The 16,949-nt window shown below is 51.0% G+C and carries 14 protein-coding genes and 1 tRNA gene; 6 read left to right on the forward strand and 9 right to left on the reverse strand.

Annotated elements, in window-relative coordinates:
- Both R3177_RS06620 and R3177_RS06625 read left to right on the forward strand, forming a co-directional pair.
- On the forward strand, window positions 1-449 hold a 449-nt coding region (locus R3177_RS06620), incomplete at its 5' end, for a YfiR family protein (RefSeq protein ID WP_318970255.1).
- Between the two features lie 121 nt (window positions 450-570).
- On the forward strand, window positions 571-1,278 hold the full coding sequence (locus tag R3177_RS06625) for a substrate-binding periplasmic protein (RefSeq protein ID WP_318970256.1): 708 nt from the start codon (window positions 571-573) through the stop codon (window positions 1,276-1,278).
- 18 nt (window positions 1,279-1,296) lie between these two features.
- Here the strand turns inward: R3177_RS06625 and R3177_RS06630 are convergent, their stop codons facing one another.
- Window positions 1,297-4,452: an efflux RND transporter permease subunit gene (locus tag R3177_RS06630; RefSeq protein ID WP_318970257.1), complete on the reverse strand. Its 3,156-nt coding sequence runs from the start codon at window positions 4,450-4,452 to the stop codon at window positions 1,297-1,299.
- Window positions 4,453-4,455: 3 nt separating this feature from the next.
- On the reverse strand, window positions 4,456-5,592 hold the full coding sequence (locus tag R3177_RS06635; RefSeq protein ID WP_318970258.1) for an efflux RND transporter periplasmic adaptor subunit: 1,137 nt from the start codon (window positions 5,590-5,592) through the stop codon (window positions 4,456-4,458).
- A 323-nt stretch (window positions 5,593-5,915) separates the two neighbouring features.
- Between R3177_RS06635 and R3177_RS06640 the strand changes: the two genes are divergently transcribed.
- Window positions 5,916-6,830: a hypothetical protein gene (locus R3177_RS06640; protein WP_318970259.1), complete on the forward strand. Its 915-nt coding sequence runs from the start codon at window positions 5,916-5,918 to the stop codon at window positions 6,828-6,830.
- A gap of 302 nt (window positions 6,831-7,132) precedes the next feature.
- Complete coding sequence (locus R3177_RS06645; RefSeq protein ID WP_318970260.1) at window positions 7,133-9,814, forward strand: DUF2339 domain-containing protein; 2,682 nt, start codon at window positions 7,133-7,135, stop codon at window positions 9,812-9,814.
- Window positions 9,815-9,953: 139 nt separating this feature from the next.
- On the opposite strand, the gene R3177_RS06650 is transcribed toward R3177_RS06645, so the two are convergent.
- Both R3177_RS06650 and R3177_RS06655 read right to left on the reverse strand, forming a co-directional pair.
- Window positions 9,954-11,369, reverse strand: a complete 1,416-nt coding sequence (locus R3177_RS06650) for a serine protease (RefSeq protein WP_318970261.1) — start codon at window positions 11,367-11,369, stop codon at window positions 9,954-9,956.
- A complete protein-coding gene (locus R3177_RS06655) occupies window positions 11,366-11,983 on the reverse strand; it encodes a hypothetical protein (RefSeq protein ID WP_318970262.1) in 618 nt (205 codons plus the stop codon). The genes R3177_RS06650 and R3177_RS06655 overlap by 4 nt, the downstream gene beginning before the upstream one ends.
- A 294-nt stretch (window positions 11,984-12,277) precedes the next feature.
- Here R3177_RS06655 and R3177_RS14815 point away from each other — a divergent pair, with 294 nt between their 5' ends.
- Window positions 12,278-12,355, forward strand: a complete 78-nt coding sequence (locus R3177_RS14815; RefSeq protein WP_413229075.1) for a PEP-CTERM sorting domain-containing protein — start codon at window positions 12,278-12,280, stop codon at window positions 12,353-12,355.
- A 16-nt stretch (window positions 12,356-12,371) separates the two neighbouring features.
- On the opposite strand, the gene R3177_RS06660 is transcribed toward R3177_RS14815, so the two are convergent.
- The 3 genes from R3177_RS06660 to R3177_RS06670 all read right to left on the reverse strand — a co-directional run bounded on the left by R3177_RS06660 (window position 12,372) and on the right by R3177_RS06670 (window position 13,989).
- Window positions 12,372-13,262 carry a sugar phosphate isomerase/epimerase family protein gene (locus R3177_RS06660; protein WP_318970263.1) on the reverse strand — a complete coding sequence of 297 codons (891 nt, stop codon included), beginning with the start codon at window positions 13,260-13,262 and terminating at the stop codon, window positions 12,372-12,374.
- Window positions 13,263-13,292: 30 nt separating this feature from the next.
- Window positions 13,293-13,688: a VOC family protein gene (locus R3177_RS06665; protein WP_318970264.1), complete on the reverse strand. Its 396-nt coding sequence runs from the start codon at window positions 13,686-13,688 to the stop codon at window positions 13,293-13,295.
- 214 nt (window positions 13,689-13,902) lie between these two features.
- Window positions 13,903-13,989 (reverse strand) — tRNA-Leu (locus tag R3177_RS06670).
- 193 nt (window positions 13,990-14,182) lie between these two features.
- On the opposite strand from R3177_RS06670, the gene R3177_RS06675 reads away from it, so the two are divergent.
- Entirely contained in the window at window positions 14,183-14,686 is a 504-nt protein-coding gene (locus tag R3177_RS06675; protein ID WP_318970265.1) for an RDD family protein, read from the forward strand.
- A 3-nt stretch (window positions 14,687-14,689) separates the two neighbouring features.
- On the opposite strand, the gene lptG is transcribed toward R3177_RS06675, so the two are convergent.
- Together lptG and lptF are read right to left on the reverse strand one after the other, a co-directional pair.
- The gene (lptG, locus tag R3177_RS06680; protein WP_318970266.1) at window positions 14,690-15,757 is read right to left on the reverse strand and encodes an LPS export ABC transporter permease LptG; all 1,068 of its coding nucleotides are present in this window, start codon (window positions 15,755-15,757) and stop codon (window positions 14,690-14,692) included.
- A gap of 1 nt (window position 15,758) precedes the next feature.
- Window positions 15,759-16,865, reverse strand: coding sequence for an LPS export ABC transporter permease LptF (lptF, locus tag R3177_RS06685; protein WP_318970267.1), 1,107 nt, complete (start codon window positions 16,863-16,865; stop codon window positions 15,759-15,761).
- Between the last annotated feature and the right edge of the window lie 84 nt (window positions 16,866-16,949).

The following is a 16,949-nucleotide window of genomic DNA, read 5'->3' on the forward strand; positions in this document are numbered from 1 at the left end:
GTGCAATGCCTGTCCGGGCTCAGCAGGCGCAGGCATCGTTAAAAGCCGCCTTGTTATACCGCTTTGTCCAGTACAGTGAATGGTCAGATAATCCGCCGGCACAGCAGCATTACTGTATCGCCAGGGACAACGGTGTGTTTAACGCGTTAACCGAGATTCTGGGGCAACAGGCAAAGGTGGTGCTGTTAACTGAGGCGCATCAGGCAACACCCTGTACGGTGTTATATTTAAGCGCTGAGCTTGCCTCCAAGCCCGCTTGGTCACAGCTATTGCAAACGCAACGCCAGCTGACTGTAGTAGAAGGCGCTGAGTTATTCCGCCAGGGCGCGATGTTTGGTTTAATTGCTGAACCCCACCGGATTTCGTTCCGGGTAAACCTGACCTTAGCACGGCAACAAGGCTTTCATTTAAGTGCACAGATGCTGAAACTCGCTAAAGAGATTCATTGACAAATAGTTCGGTAATCAGGTCCGGCCCGGCTATTAAACAATATACTGAGCTACTATAATTTTGCGATAACAGATAATAACAATAAAATACCGGTCACTTACTCTTAACGTGGTAACCATGATGCGAATATTTTTTCTGCTGATAGCGCTGTTTGGCTCGCATGCTGTTGCCGCCGCAAAGACCCTGCAGGTTGCCGTGAATATTGGGCCGCCCTGGGCTTATTATCAGCAAGGTGAAGGCATTACTGGCATAGATGTCGAAATTATCCGCCATATTCTGACGACTCTGGGCTATCAGCCTGAGTTTCATCTGTTAGCTTATAACCGGCTGATCAAAGAATTTAATGAAGGCAAATATGATGTCGCCAGCCCGGCTGCTTTCCCGCCAGAGCATGGTCACCTGACGGTGCCTTACCTGCCATTTAAAGATGTCGCTGTGTCGCTGAAAAGCAGCAAGCTGAGCATTCATTCGATTGCCGATTTAAAAGGCAAAAATATTATTGGCTATCAGTTCGCCCGCATTGTGCTGGGCGAGGAATTTGCCAGCACCGTTGAGCAGGCAAGTTATATCGAGATAGCTGAGCGGGAGTTACAGTTAAAATTGCTGGTAAATCACCGGACTGACGTCGTGATTGGCGAGCGCAGATTATTACTCTATATCGTGCAGCAGCACTTCCCTGATCAGCAATTAGCAATACACCCGATTTTTACGACCCAGTCTTATGGCGCTATTGTAAAAGATCCTGTGCTGCAGCAACAGTTTAATAAAGAGCTCAGCAGGCTGATAGCATCCGGTGGCTACGATAAAATATTAAGCAAATGGCCTTAGCCATCGGCGCAGCAGCCGCTAGCTTTTCGCCTCTGCACCTTTTCCGGTAAGCCAGTTTTTAAGCTTTATTTGCAATACCGCCAGCGCCGGCAACAGCAATAACAGAATAGTGGTAGCAAACAAAATACCAATGCCAAGCGACACTGCCGTTGGCTTCAGAAATTTTGCCTGAACACTGGGCTCCAGAATAATCGGCGTGACGCCTAAAAACGTGGTCAAGGATGTCAGCACAATGGCCCGAAACCGTTGTAAAGTGGCATTGAGCACCGCTTGTTCAATATCCTGACCTTGTTGACGAAAACGATTAATAAACTCCATCAGCAGCAGGCTGTCGTTTATTACCACCCCGGAGAGACCAATCAGCCCGAATAGCGATAACAGGGTCAGATCCAGTCCCAGCATAAAATGGCCAAGCACCGCGCCTGTCAGGCCAAACGGAATAATTGCCATAATCACCAGCGGCTGACTGTAGCTGGAAAACACCAGTGCCAGCAGGGCATAAACTATAAACAGTGACAGCAGAAAATTTTGCGCCATCGAGGGCTTAACCCGTTCCTGTTCAGCCTGATCGCCCCCTAATGTCACCTGAACATCCGGATACTGGCTGCGGATTTGCTGCCAGTCCTGCTGCAGGATCTGCCGGGTTATCTTGCCGCCGGTGGCAATCCGGTTATCGACATCGGCCTTCAGCGCGGTGACTGACTGACCATTAAGCCGACTAAGCCGTGAGGCTGCGGGCGCAATCTGAATATCAGCAATTTCAGCTATCGGCACAAAGCTGCCATTAACCAGAATGCGTCTTTGCAGCAGATCCTGCAGTTTGCTGCGCTCCTTTGCGGATAACCGAACTCTGACTTCAATTTCCTCCCGATCCCGGGCAATCCGGGCCGCGACAGCCCCATAATAGGACGCCCGGATCTCCGCTGCCAAGTCGCTCAGTGTCACGCCATACACCAGTGCTTCGGGCTTGATCCGGATTTGCACTTCATCTGTGGTGTCAAATCTGTCATCCCGGACATCCAGTACCCCTGGTGTATCCTCAAGTGCCTGGCGCAGCTTAGCAACAACCTGTTCGCGCTGCGCTGCATTAGCCGAGCGCACTTCCAACTGCACAGCGGCGCCGGCCGACACCAGGCTGGAACTGAAGGTCAGCTTTCTGGCACCTGGCACAGCGCCGGTTTCGTCGCGCCAGGCACGCTCAAAGTCGACAGCGCCAAACTGGCGGGTTGCGGCATCTTCTATTTTAACAGTGACATAAGCCAGGTTAGACGCGGCACTTACCTGAGCTTCGGCTGCCGACGGGCCACCGCCAACGGTTTTACCCCGGGTGGCCAGGATACCCTGGATCACATTACCATCCGGAGCCTGTGGCGATGCGTTAAATTGCCGGGCGCTTTGCCTGGCACTGTTAATCAGCGTTTCAATGACCTGGCGGGTCTGGGTTTCCGAGGTCTGGTTAGACAGCTCTACCGAAGCAGTGACATAGTTGCCTTCCACTTCCGGGAAAAAAATAAACTTTACTGCGCCACTGATAAACAAGCCACTGATTAAAAACAGCATCGCGATAAACAATCCCACGGTCAGCAGTGGATGTTTGATGGCACTGCCCACCACGGTCTTTACCGGACCATTTCGCAGCTTATCCATGCCGGCGGAGGCTCTTTTGCGTAAAAACTCGGTGAGCTGACGCGGCGACCAGCGCCCCGGCGGGTCCATATTAAGATGTGACAAATGTTTAGGCAGAATATAAAAGGCTTCGACTAACGATAACAGCAGCACGAAAATCACAATCGCGGCTATCGGTTCCAGAAACTGGCCATACAGACTGGGAATAAACAGCAACGGAATAAATACCGCTATCGTTGTCAGAATAGACACCAGCACCGGTGTTGCTACCCCGACTACCCCTTTGGCAGCGGCTTCGTTTCCGGATGAACCATTCTCCAGCTTGCTGTAGACGTTCTCGCCAACCACAATAGCGTCATCCACCACTATGCCAATCACCAGAATAAAACCAAAAATCGACATCATGTTGATGCTGTAGCCAAACAGCTGGACCAGCGAAAAACTGCCGGCAAAAGCAACAATAAGCCCTGCAGCCACCCATAGCGCCAGCCGCACCTCCAGAAACAGCATTAACAACAGTACCACCAGTACCAGGCCAATAGCCGCATTCTTGGTCAGTAAACTGATCCGGCTGCGCAAATTATCCGACTCGTCGCGCCAGATTTCTGCTTGCAGATCTGAGGGCAATGATGGCAAAAACTGCTGCTCAAACACCGTTTTGGCCCGAGTCACTAACTCAAATATTTGTTCCTGCCCTACCCGGTATGCACTGATGACAATGGCCGGCTGGTTATTGTAGTAACCGGCCAGTGGCGAGTCATCAAGCGTATCGTCAATGCTGGCGATATCGTCAAGATACAGCAAAGCACCATTGTCGCCACTGCCTACAACAAGAGATTTGAACTGCTCTGCACTGAGTCGTTCGCCAACACTTCGAACCAGCAGCCGACGCTCGGGCCCCTCAATTTCGCCACCGGATAAATCCAGCGACTGGGCACCTATACGCCGGGCTATCCCGGTCAGTGATAAGCCATAACGGCGCAATTGCTCTTCGCTGATTTGAATATCCAGCAGGTAATCTGCTGTCGCTTCCAGTCGCACATCAGAAATGCCGTCAGCATCAGCCAGCATGCTGCGCAGCCGCTGTGCCTGCTGTTTCAAACGAAAGCCAGTCGTATCGCCAAACAGCACAAACTGGATGGCTAATTCATCATTTTCGGCCACCACAACCCGCGGCTCTTCCGCATCCTCGGGGAAGACCCTGATCTGATCAATCTGATTCTTAATATCGTTCAGACGTTTAATTTTATCTTCACCGGCATACAGTTCAATCACCACGCTGCCAATATTCTGGGATGCCACCGAGCGGATCCGCCTGACGCCTTGCTGACCTTCAATTTTCTGCTCTATTGGCTTAATAATGACTTCTTCCACTTCCGCAGGCGTCGCACCGGGATAAGGCACAGTAACGGTGATCGTTTCCAGATCAAGGGTCGGAAATAACTTAACGGTCAGATCAGACAGCGATACCAGACCGGCAAGCAGCAGAAATATCGCTAACAGATTAGCAAACACCCGGTTATGGCTGGCTTTTTCTAATAAAAACACTTGTCAGTCTTCCCTGGTTCTGACTTTAAGGCCGGTTGCTTCGTTAACCAGTGACGTTAACAGTAATCTGCTGTTCAGCAGGCGATTGTCTTCGACAATCAGTACGTGCTGTTGCTGATACGCCACCGGTGTAACGGCAATTTGTTGCAGTGTATTCTGCTTATCGATAACAAAAATATACTCATTTTTTCTGATGCTGGCGGCAGGCACCCGCAGCAGGGGCTGAACGGCCCGCGCGGCAAAATGCACCTCTACGTACTCACCCACCCTCAGGGCAGCACCGTCTGCCTCAACAGCGTGATCAAGCACCACGGTATGACTGACGGTACGGGATTTTTGGTCCATCAGCGGGCTGATTGAGCGCAAACTGGCACTGAATGTCAGTTGATTGTCGGCTGCGACCACCTTGAGTGGCGCATCGGTTTCACCAGCAAACCGCCTGGCTACCGCAGCACTTTGTTCTGGTGTCAGGCCGGCTTCCACTTCCAGTTCACTGGCGCTTATCAGGCTCAGGGCGGGCTGGGCTGGTGAGAAGTAAGCACCAACACTGACGTTTTCGCTGGCAATCACTGAAGAAAAAGGCGCAGTAATGACAGTGTCAGCTAACGCTTCTTCTGCCAGCTGCACTGCTGCCCGGGCTTTTTTTACCCTGGCCTCAGCCGTCGTCAGGGCAAGTTGTGTTGAATCCAGCCTGGCCTTAGCGGCAAGCTCACGCTCAAACAATGACTGAATGCGCTGCAAATCATCGCTGGCGGTCGTCCTGGCTACCAGCGCATTATCCAGTTCAGCCTGCGCTTGCAACAGCTGCGCCTGATAATTGGTTTGCTCCAGCCGGAACAGCTCCTCGCCCTTTTCAAAAAGGCCCCCTTCATGCAACCGCTCAGACTTGGCAGCAACAATACCCGCCACTTCCGTTACCAGACTCACCTGCTCAGGCGCCCGGACAAAACCATTGACGATTATCGTATAATCCATACCGTGAGTTTGAGCCTCGGTGGTTTCAACCAGCGGCGCCGGTGCGGATTCAACCTGTGGCGGTTGGCTGTCACAGCCCTCCAATATAACCAGGGCAGCGATGAATGTGATAAGCAGGCTTACTGAGCTGAGTGTATTGTTTTTATTCACGGGCAGACTAAACATTTGACAGGACTGTACCTTTTCGCAGCGTTATCAGGTTCAGTAGAAACTGTAGCAGATGCGCCGGATTCGACAACTTTACGGCTGCACTGCTGAATCTAGCCCGGCTGCTGACAGAAGGGGTCAGTCTGGCCGCCAGGTGAGGGGCTTGCCTGGTAATTATCATAACGTCGCGGCGTTGCCAGACAAAAACTGACAGCCGCTGCCTGTGCTGTTGTGTAAAAATGCATTTACCACGTCTCATTTTACAGGTGTGCACTGGTTGCCCTAGAGCAGGTTTTTCAACTATAAAGAGAGTTAAATACGGCAGAAATGCGGTTATTACTATGAAGTTTTATGTTCGGATTTTCTGCTGGTTAGGTTTAAGCACTCACCTTGCTTTTGCGGCAGCAACGCCACTGACAATTACGGTGCCGGCCCCCCGATCTTTGCATGATATTTCTCATGATTACCATATGCGTCTGCTTAATATGGCGCTGGCGAATTCGGGTATCGAACACGATAAGGTCATTATTCAGCAAATTCCGGCAATCTCAGAGGGCAGAGCTAAGGTTGAATTAATAAAAGGCAGCCTGATCAATTTATACTGGCTGGGCGCGGAGACATCGTTAGCTGACGATTTAATTGCTATTGAGATACCCACTACCCGCGGGCTGATTGGCTTTCGCAAATTTATTATCGCCAAAACCCAACAGCAGGATTTCGCCGCTATCAGTTCGCTGTCCGCATTGAGTGTTAAAGTAGCCTGTCAGGGCCAGCACTGGGCCGATACGACTATTTTAAGCCAGGCAGGCCTCAGGGTTACCACATCAGTAAATTATGAGGCGCTGTTTAAGATGGTTGCGCTCGGTCGCTGTGACTACTTTCCGCGGGGCTATCATGATGTATTACTGGAGCTCGAGCAGCGAAGCGCAGCCTATCCTGAGCTGATGCGGTTTGACGATATTATGTTGCACTACCCGTTCGCCGTGTTCTTTTACGTGTCGAAATCAGCGCCTGAGTTAGCAGCAAAACTGCAAACGGGCATGGAAATTGCGGCAAAACAGGGGCAAATCAGTGAGTTAATGCGCCAGCATCCACTGACAAAATCGGTGTTTCCGCTGATAAAAGGTAAACCTCAGTATTTTTTTAGCATTCCAAACCCAACGATGTCATTTACAGATATCGATAACCCAGTTTACTGGATAACGCCAGCCGATTTTGGGATTACAGATTTAAATGATTCGGAAGCCGGCCAGTAAGCTTTTTACCCGGGGGTTCTGAAACCAATGAATTAGATCGTACCTTTAATTCGTCACTCATTTATAATTTGGGCGCTCTGCAGTGGTAGGCCTCGCAATCATCAGACCATCGCTCCATTTTTTATTTTTTTCGTTTTGATGATGACACTTCTATTTCGGCACAGATATTTAAAGTGCTACGCAACTCAGCCAACCTTACCCTGAGACGAAATACATCATCATCAAACGTATTGACTTGCAGCACAAGATACCTGATGTTGAACCTGACATTGGATAAGTAAGCGGTAACAAAGGAAAAGATTATGGAATGGGTGCTTTTTATTATCCTCATCGGGATTTTTGTGATTGCCGGTGCCATCCAGTCATTTAGGAATCAATCGAAGATTACCGATATGCTGCGCGAAGTGCAGCTGCTGCGTCAGCAAGTCAATGTGCAAAGCAATCAGATTACCCGCATTTCCCGCCTGATTACAGATAACAAGCATGTAGCGCCCGATTCCAGGCTTAGCACTGAGTCAGCTGACGAGCAACAGGTAAGCCCGTCAGCGTCCAACTCGGTGTCGCAGTCGTATGACAGCAATGAGTTGCCGGCTGTGACACCTGCGCCAAAACAATCTGAGGCCCCATCCACCGTCGCTGCCTATGACCGGGAGCTGGCGAAAACTCAACAAAAGCCGCCATTAGCTGAATTCAACTTTGAGGCATTTATCAAAGCCAACGGTTTGTTGTGGCTCGGAGGCATAGTACTGGCCATTGGCGGCATCTTTCTGGCCCGATATTCGATTGAAGCAGGGTTATTGCCGCCAGCAGTCAGACTCATGATCGGTGGAGTATTTGGCGTATTCCTGGTGGTCGCAGCAGAGTTTTTATCTCGTCACCGGGCACGATTCAATATTTACTCGCCTTATGTCTGCGCGTCCCTGGCCAGCGGAGGAGTGATCACCTGCTATGCTATCGTCATGGTAGCGTTTGACTATTACGCCTTTATTTCCCCTCAGCTTGCTTTTGCGCTGTTAGCCGCAGTATCACTTTCATCGACCGCATTATCAATACGATTCGGCCCCTTACTGGCATGGATAGGAGTTATCGGCGCCTATATTGTGCCGGCACTTGTGTCGACCGGCTCGAACAATGTGGGGGCTTTACTGCTCTATACCGCCTTTGTCTCAGTCTCAGCCGTCTGGATCTCCCATACTGTCAGCCAGGTTTGGTTATGGCGATTGAGTTTCATCGGGCACTTCCTGTGGTTGGCAGTCAGTCTGTCTATTGCCAATAGCAGTCATTTCTGGATGATCATTACTTTCACCCTTTTCTCCATCTATCTGTATGTCCTGACCGATATTGTTGGTTGGCGTTTGCGTTCTCGCCTGAGTAGTGCGCTGTCCATGAAACAGCTGCTGATGCCACGAAAAGAGCAACTTGGCGTCATCATACCGCTCTTGGCCCTGGCCATTTTCTTATCCGTTGACGGTAATACATACCAAGTGGTGATGACTTGTTTGGTAATATCAGCTGCCCTTTGTTCTGTCCCGGTGCGGCACAGTGCCCTCGATTCATGGCCCTTTATGGTCCTGGCCTTTGTGCTGTATGCGTATACCTTGATGCCGGCACCGGCTTCCTACCAGGATTCTCTGTTCCCCTTTACTAATGGATATCTGTTTATTCAGATAGCGTCTCTGATGGCGGTTAGTTATAGCGTGCTGATGCTGCACCTGAGTCAGCGTCCCGCTTATCTGTTGTTGATGATAGTGGCCCCGATCAGTTTGTTTGGGATCAGCTATGCGATGTCGCCCGATGCAGCAAGTCAGTACCTGTATCCCGTTTTTGCAGTAGAGCTCGCACTAGTTGCCTTGGTCAGCTCAGTTGTTGCGTTCTGCACCAGATCTGCTGTGTATCGGGTCACGCTGACCATTCTGGCAAACGCCGCCATCACGCTGTGTCTGACCATGCTGCTGGATGCCGCCATGCTTACCCTGACCATTGCTATTCAAATTGCCAGCATGAGCTATCTCAGCCGTAAATATGCAGTTGAATTACCGGTGTGGCTTTATAAGGCTGCGCTTATCGTGGTAACGGCCCGGCTTTCGTTTGCTCCTTGGTTAGCGGATTATGCGCAAGAGCAGATTTTCTCTATGCACTGGACTGCCATTATCTACCCTGCTGTATTAGCCATTCTCTGGTTCTCGCGACACTACAATGCTTCGCCCAGCGTGAAAACCTGGTTAGAAGGTGCCTTCGTGCATGTATGTGCGCTGTTGGTGACGACAGAAACCAGTTACTTATTGGTAGGGCATTATCCCAACTTTTTTGATTTGAGCTTCAAAGAGGCAGCTTTGCTGGCCTTTAACTGGTTATTGCTGGCTGCGGTCTACGTTTGGCGTGCACAGCATGTGGGCTCTGCAACTAAGCTTTACCAGGCCTTTGCTGCATTGCTGGTGGTGGGCTTCGCTTTACTTCATATGGACATTTCATTTGTCAGTAATCCCTTTGTGGAGAGAGTGCATACCGGTGACGGATTGTTACTCAATTGGCTACTGATACTGTGGGCGTTACCAATGGTGGTGATTGGCGTTTTGCATCAACGCTCACTGGTCCCTGCACGCCTCAACATCCCATCAAAAGTAGTATTGGGTTTTTTTGCCGTGTTCTACATCAATGGACTTATCCGGAATATTTACCAGGATGGCCAGCTTCTTCTTGATGGCACTATGCCCCAATCTGAACTGTATACCTATTCTATAGTGTGGCTTCTGATAGCAACCGTTATGGTCTTTCTGGGGCAGTACCTGAGAAGAGCAAAAGTAAGCAATTTAGGCTTCGCGATACTCGCGGTCGTCATATTAAAAGCCTTTTGGGTAGATATGGCTAATCTCGAAGGACTATACCGGGCTATCTCGTTTATTGGCCTGGGTTTGAGCCTGGTGGGTATAGGCTGGCTGTATCAAAAGCTCAACTTTGAAAGGCTGGCCGTGAGTGAAAACTAAAGGCAGAACGTTGGCCATAGCCGGCAAAAATAACCGAGACGGCATTTTCCAGCAGATTCTGAATAGCTGCTGATAATACTTTTAGCATCGTCGCTGTTTTTTCAGCTTATTGCAGCTTTAAAAACCCGTTGTGCAAAGCTTACAGACTAAACCCCGACAGTTGCAAGCCCAGCACCAGGTGGGCCCAGCTGACACTCAATTGCTGGACAACGGCACACTGTGGCGCTTGCCAGTTATAGTTGATGCAATATTGCATCAGCTGCGCCGGGACATCTTCCCGCACGCCAATAGCGCCTAAAAAAGTCAGGTTGCGCAACGCCAGGGTCTCAAAGGCATATTTGGTGTCACCATTCCAGGTCATTCCCAGCCAAGCTTTGCGGTTAACCACTAATCCATCGAACCGCTGAAACGGTGTCAGATAGCTCCACTGCGGATCGGCAGCCCATTGGGTATCGGCATACTGCTGACTAATCCAGGTTTCAAATTGCACGGACAAATCCTGGGCCTGCATCACCGAGTCGGTCTCCTCCAGCATCACATACATCCAGATCGGTAATCCTGCCTGGCTAAAGGGCAGTGTCACCTGCCAGGGTTCACCTGCTCTGGGGCTGAGCACCGACGCTGCGGGCACCACCAGGGTAGCGCCGGTATTAACATCCTGATAAATGTCGTACTGAAATGCCAGTGGGTTAAACATGGCAAACGCATTTGCCAGTTGGCTAAGCCCCAGCTGATCATCGGCAGAGTCCATCAGCTGAGCCAAATTACGGGTACGCACTTTAACCAGCCTGACATCGCCGAACTGCACTTCCTGGCCCATTTGCGCTGCCAGTTCCGCCGCAAAGAGTTCACTGGTGCCCGCGCTGCCCGGTAGCTGGCGCTGGGTACTCTGTCCGAGTCTGGTTAATTGTGCGGCCGGGATCCCCCAGCTTATATTGAGTGCGCCCTCTTCCAGGCCGCCATTACCTATTGCAACCACTACGCCTTTGCTATCGAAAATGGGCGCGCCGGATAAACCAGGCAGCAGGCTTTCATTACCAAGCTTAATAACCTCAAGGCCGGGATCCGGATAGCCATTTTGCTGCAATTTAGCCAGCACCTTAGCCGACACATTGTCTTTCAGCCGCCGGCCACCATAACGTTGCTTAAACGAAAAACTGTTAATCTCCGGCGTATTCAGCGGATAGCCCAGCGCATGGATCTCATCTTCTATGGTAGGCAGCTGATGACTTGAACGAAGCGGCGAAACGGGCGGCGGGTCCTTAATCCTGAGCAGCACCAGATCAGCCTCTTTAAGCACCCGTTCGACACTGGCACTGCGACTGATCTTCGGCTTAGCATAATCGACAATGATCTGCTTACTGCCATCAACCACATGCAACGAGGTTACAATCAGCTCGGCCGACTGCCAGACAAACCCGGTCGCCGCATGACCAGTATCAACGGTGCGTACTTTTACTACTGACGGTCTGACCTGATCGAACGTTTGCTGAAGCTGGGCGACAGTCACCCCCGATACCATCAGCAGAGCGCCGATCACAAGCTGGATTTTCATGGGGCCTCCACGCTGCAGGCCAGCGCCCAGCTGGCGGCTAACAATAACCGGGCTTGTTCCGGCGACAGGGTGACAGCAATAGCGGCCACGTCTGCCCATGCTCCCTGTTGCAAAGACCAGGCATTTAATAACTCGGCGTTATCGCTATACCCGCCCGGTGCCAGATCCCGGCAGGTTTCGGCGTCAGCTGCATACAACACCGCTGCTTTGCCCTTTAACACCTGCGGCTCAAGTTGTGCGCCGTCTGGCTTCAGGCCCAGTTGCCGGTAGGCGACCAACTCTGCAGCCTCCCGTTCACTGAACCCTATTGCAGTCCACAGCCGGTGCTGCTCCATCGCAGAGGGCGCCAGGCTATCATGAGTACGCACCATTAACGCCACAATCACCGAAACCGTCGCAAAGAAACCAAAAGCACCGATACGCCAGGGCCGCGCACCAATTTTTTCACTGGCCGACACCAGCCCAAGTGCCGCAGCAAGGATCGCGACAATGCCTACCACCAGCTCTGCCACCACCTCGTTGGCGGATAACCCCACCAGGGTCCCCAGCAGCACACCAATGCCTGCACCGCAGAACAGATCTGCCGCAACCGAAGGTGAGCCTTGATTTGCCATGGGCATGCGCCCCGCAAGTAACTGAGCGGATAAAAAGAAATATAGCAAGCTGGCGCTGCAATGCCAGCCAAACGGTAAATTTCAGAGACAGGGAAAGGTAATAAAAAGACTGACCCTTCGGGCGGTCACCTGACCATTAACTGGAGCTTTGTTTTCACCCGCTCTTTTAACAGCCTAGACAGCGAAACAGCAATACTGCTGCGTGCCAGTGAAATAATCCCCAGACCGCTAATTTATCTGGATGAAGCCAACACTTCTTACGAGTTTGTCGCCGCTAAGGCTGATGTAACGGCCGTGCCCGCGCCGGGAACGCTTATGCTTAGCCTGTTTGGCCTTGTGGCACTGGCATTTCGCAGACGTAAAACCGGATAAATACAAAGCGTGGAATTTAGCAGAATATCTGGTTAAAACCGTGAACGCCTTGCTTAAGGGTCGCGGTTAAATCATCTGTTACATCACGTTCTACAAAAGCGTACTGTAAACCGGCAACCGAGGCTGCGGCTTGTGCTCGCGTAAAATCAATCACGCCTTTGCCAAGGTTGGCAAAGTTGCCATCCGCTGTCATGTCTTTTAAATGCCAGAGCGGAAAACGGCCCGGATAGTGATGAAACAAGGCCGTCACATCAACCTGCATTTTTGCTGCCCAGTAAAAATCAATTTCCATTTTTACCAGGGAGGCATCAGTTTGGCTCAGTAACATGTCGTATGGCCGAACGTTATCGATTACTGAAAACTCAAAATCGTGGTTATGGTATGCCAGGGTTATTCCAGCAGCCTGACATTGCTCGCCGACCCGGTTGAGCTTTGCTGCCAGTTGCTGATAGCCAGCTAAGCCATTACCGCGCTCAGCGTCAGTCAGGTACGGCATAACCAGATAGCGATGTCCCAGCGCCAATGCATCATCTAACACCCGGTTGGTTTCGTGTAACAACGGCTGTAACATCACGTGCCCGGCAGGCGCTGATAAGCCAAGTTCGCCAAGCCATGTTGCAATTTGCCCTGCCGGCTTGCCAAACAAGCCCGCAAACTCCAGCTGTGTATATCCCAGCCTGGCCAATAGCTGCAGCGTGTTTTGTACATCTTGCTGCATTAAACTTCTGACGGTATAAAGCTGAATACCCGGTTGAACACCTGCGCAGGCAAAGGCAAGTTTACCGGCAACCCCTGAGCCCAACACCAGCCCGGCACCCGCCAGCACCTTAATAATATGGCGGCGCCGGCCATCAACCAGACTGCCGTTTTGCCAATCAGCATTGCGCCGCGATAACTCACTGTTCATCGCAAACCCCAAACCTTTGCACTGTGTCGTTTACTGCATAGAATGTAAGCCAATTAAATTTCCCTCAGTATCGCCGACAACAGCACAAAAACCGTGATCCCCGATAGACATTTTATGCTGATGAACACTGCCACCATGTGCTACAGCGCGATCTGCCGTTACTCCGCAATCATCGCAACCAAAATACACCAGGGTACCACCACTGCCAGGCGTATACCCTGCCATCTTAACCAGGCTGCCGCCAGCTCCGTAATAATTCATGCCATTTTCTTTGTCCATTGGAAAAAACCACATGTCCATTTCCATCTCTGGCGTGGGTGATGGCATCTGCACCAGCTCAATTTCAAATAGCGCCTGATAAAAAGCTTTGGCACGCGCCATATCGTTTACGTAAATTTCAAAATGCACTACCGGGTTATGTTTCATTGACTCGCTCCTGGTCTGTCAGAATTAAAGTGATCATAAGTTACATAGCCGTGGCCTATGGCCCGGCATCAGCGGAAATGCTGCAGCAAAGATAGCAGTGACCAACTTACTTTACGTAGTCGGATAAACAATATGTAGATCGACAATGAGCGGAAATAACACGAAAAATGACTATCGCTTAGGTATTCTAATGAATTTAACTTTCAGGAAGTATTGGTGCCTAGGGTCGGACTCGAACCGACACGGAGTTTCCCCCGGCGGATTTTGAATCCGCTGCGTCTACCGATTTCGCCACCCAGGCAATGAGGGATATTTTGAGGTAAACGCCTGCATTATACGGTGCTGCTAAAGCTTGGCAAGTGCTTTTATGACACTTTGTTTTAATTGGTATTTAATTGCACAAATAACCAGCAGCAGCGAAAAAAGCCCGGCGCAGGATCGTAAAAAAACCTCGCCGTGTTAAACTTGGCCAAGTTTTGATACAGGACACAGTTATGCTTGCCAATGCCCCCCGTGCCGGTTTTGCCCGCCGTTTAGCGGCAATAATTTACGATATTCTGGTGTTAGCGGCCCTGGTAATGCTGGCTGCCGGTATTGCGATGCTGCTGGTACAGCTACTGGCCTGGGCCGGACTGATTAACCTGAGCGGTTACACTGATATTGCAGATTATTTAAATACCGGGCTGCGCCGCTGGCTGTACTTCAGCTACCTGGTGGCGGTGATATTAAGCTTTTATGTGTATTTCTGGTGCAAAGCCGGCCAGACCCTGGGTATGCGGGCCTGGCGGATAGTGGTGGTTAAGCAAAACGGCTTGCCACTTAGCCCGCGGCAGGCACTGGCCCGGGCATTGCTGGCGTTATTTGGTTTAGGTAACGTCTGGCTGTGGCTACGCTGGGGTAAAGGCCTGGCATTACAGGACCAGCTTACCGCCAGCCAGATGGTGGTGATTAGTAAAGAACACAGTAAAAGCCTGAATGTGCATAAAACCGCTGGCTGATAGCTACACCTTTTTGCGCATCAGATACACCGCCAGTGCCATAAATAGCAAGCTGGGCAGCATGGCGCCGGCCAGCGGCGGTAACTGATACACCAGTGCCAGTGGGCCAAACAGCTCGTTACTCATAAAAAAGCCAAAACCGGTTAAAATACCGAGCAGCACCCTGGCCGCCATGGTCACACTGCGCAGCGGCCCGAAAATAAAACTCAGCGCCAGTAACAGCATGGCCGCAACTGACAGGGGCTGCAGCACTTTACGCCAGAACGCCAGCTCATAGCGGCTGGCTTCCTGATCATTCTGTTCCAGATAATCGACATACTGCGCTAAGCCGGTCAGGGACAACATTTCAGGTTTAATGGTCACCACCCCCAGTTTGTCGGGGCTTAAACTGGAGCGCCACTGCTGCTCTGCCACGTTGTTCTGTATCACCCGCTCTGGCGTGAAAGTCAGTTCGGTGACATTCTCCAGCTGCCAGCTGTCGTTGCGATACACTGCACTACTGGCACTGATCACGGTTTCCAGCTGCAGATCTTTGGCAAATTTATAGACGGTCAGGCCGGTTAAATTGCCAACATCATCGACTTCTTTAATATTAACGAAACTGTCGCCATCTTTGGCCCAGACGCCCTGGCGGGCAGCAAACAGATTACCATCGGATATTGCTTTAATTCTGAGCTCCCGGGCGGCACGGTCGCTTACCGGTGCCCCCCACTCGGCGACCGCCATTACCACCAGCACCATCACAATGGCTGACTTCATTACCGAATTAATAATATTTAAGCGTGATAAACCGGCCGCCTGCATAACGACCAGTTCACTGTTGCTGGCCAGCATACCCATACCGATTAACCCGCCAATTAACGCTGCCATCGGGAAAAACAGCACCACGTCACCTGGCATGCTATACAGGGTAAACAAGGCGGCATGCACCATGTCATAATAGCCGCGGCCAATAGAACGCATCTGATCAATAAACCGGAACAGCGCCGATAACACAATAAGAACACTCAGGGTAAGCGCTGAGGTGGCCAGAATAGTGCGGCCGATGTATAAATCGAGAATCTTTAACATATCAGGCGCGCCCCGCTATCCAGGCACGGAACCGCTGGGCACCAGAGCGGTTTCGCAGGATTAAAAACAGTCCCAGCAGTAACGCGCTGCCATGCAGCCACCACATACCGAGTTCAGGTGGTATCTTGCCATCTTCCAGTGCCGAACGGCCAATAATCAGTAATGCATAGTAACCCAGGTACAGTAATAATGCGGGTAACAAGCGGCCAAACTTACCCTGACGCGGATTCACCCGGCTTAGCGGCACCGCTATAAGAGTAAGAATAGGGATTGATAACGGGATGGCAATCCGCCAGTGCCATTCTGCTGCGGCTTCGGTGCTTTGCTGCTGTAACAGCAAGGGCGTGGATAAGCTACTGAGTTTACGCCGGCGCTGCTCGACTTGCTGCTCGCGCAACTGAATTTGATAGCGGCCAAATTCGGTAACCTCATAAGCTGGCGAGCGGCCATCACCGGCATAGCGACGACCCTGCTGTAATTCCAGCATCTGGGCACCTGTTCCAGCATCCTCACTGACAGCACCGGTTTGGGCGTAAACAATAGCATGGCTGGACCGCTCGCCACTTAGCTGCGTTTGTGCAACAAATACCCGCGATAAATTATTGCCGGAACGGCTGATATCCTGCACAAAAATAACGGCCTGCTCATTGGCGGTATGCTGAAAACGACCGGGTACCAGTGAAAACAAGCCGACATTACTGTCTGCTTTTTCCAGTAACTGATACTCGCGCTCAGTCGCCCACGGACTGAGATAGAGCGTGACACCGCCGGCTAATATTGCCATCACAACCGACAATAACAGGGTCAGCCGGGTAACATACCACTCGCTGACGCCGGTGGAGTGTAACACCGTCATTTCACTGTCGGCATATACCCGGCCATAAGCCACCAGAATACCTAAAAAGGCACTTAATGGCAGAATAATCACCGCCAGCTGAGGTAACTTCAGGGCAACGATGCTCATCACCAGCTGGCCCGGTAAATCGCCTTCAGAAGCGTCAGCCAGAATTTTAACAAAGCGCTGGCTGATAATAATGCTGGTCAGAATAACAAAGACAGCCAATTGGGCCCGTAATACCTCCCCAATCAGATAGCGAAAAATAATCAAAAATGCCCCCTAAAACCTGTCTTTTTGCTGGAAACCTGGCAATTTTTAAGTAAACTTGATATTTATAGCAATTATTATCAGGCA

The organism is Arsukibacterium sp. (genome assembly GCF_033722355.1).
Taxonomy (GTDB): domain Bacteria; phylum Pseudomonadota; class Gammaproteobacteria; order Enterobacterales; family Alteromonadaceae; genus Alishewanella.

Excerpts from the sequence above, each read along its gene's own strand:
- R3177_RS06625 (WP_318970256.1), top strand. The coding sequence starts at position 571 with ATGCGAATATTTTTTCTGCTGATAGCGCTGTTTGGCTCGCATGCTGTT.
- R3177_RS06635 (WP_318970258.1), bottom strand. The coding sequence starts at position 5,592 with ATGTTTAGTCTGCCCGTGAATAAAAACAATACACTCAGCTCAGTAAGC.
- R3177_RS06640 (WP_318970259.1), top strand. The coding sequence starts at position 5,916 with ATGAAGTTTTATGTTCGGATTTTCTGCTGGTTAGGTTTAAGCACTCAC.
- R3177_RS06645 (WP_318970260.1), top strand. The coding sequence starts at position 7,133 with ATGGAATGGGTGCTTTTTATTATCCTCATCGGGATTTTTGTGATTGCC.
- R3177_RS06650 (WP_318970261.1), bottom strand. The coding sequence starts at position 11,369 with ATGAAAATCCAGCTTGTGATCGGCGCTCTGCTGATGGTATCGGGGGTG.
- R3177_RS06655 (WP_318970262.1), bottom strand. The coding sequence starts at position 11,983 with ATGGCAAATCAAGGCTCACCTTCGGTTGCGGCAGATCTGTTCTGCGGT.
- R3177_RS06660 (WP_318970263.1), bottom strand. The coding sequence starts at position 13,262 with ATGAACAGTGAGTTATCGCGGCGCAATGCTGATTGGCAAAACGGCAGT.
- R3177_RS06665 (WP_318970264.1), bottom strand. The coding sequence starts at position 13,688 with ATGAAACATAACCCGGTAGTGCATTTTGAAATTTACGTAAACGATATG.
- R3177_RS06675 (WP_318970265.1), top strand. The coding sequence starts at position 14,183 with ATGCTTGCCAATGCCCCCCGTGCCGGTTTTGCCCGCCGTTTAGCGGCA.
- lptG (WP_318970266.1), bottom strand. The coding sequence starts at position 15,757 with ATGTTAAAGATTCTCGATTTATACATCGGCCGCACTATTCTGGCCACC.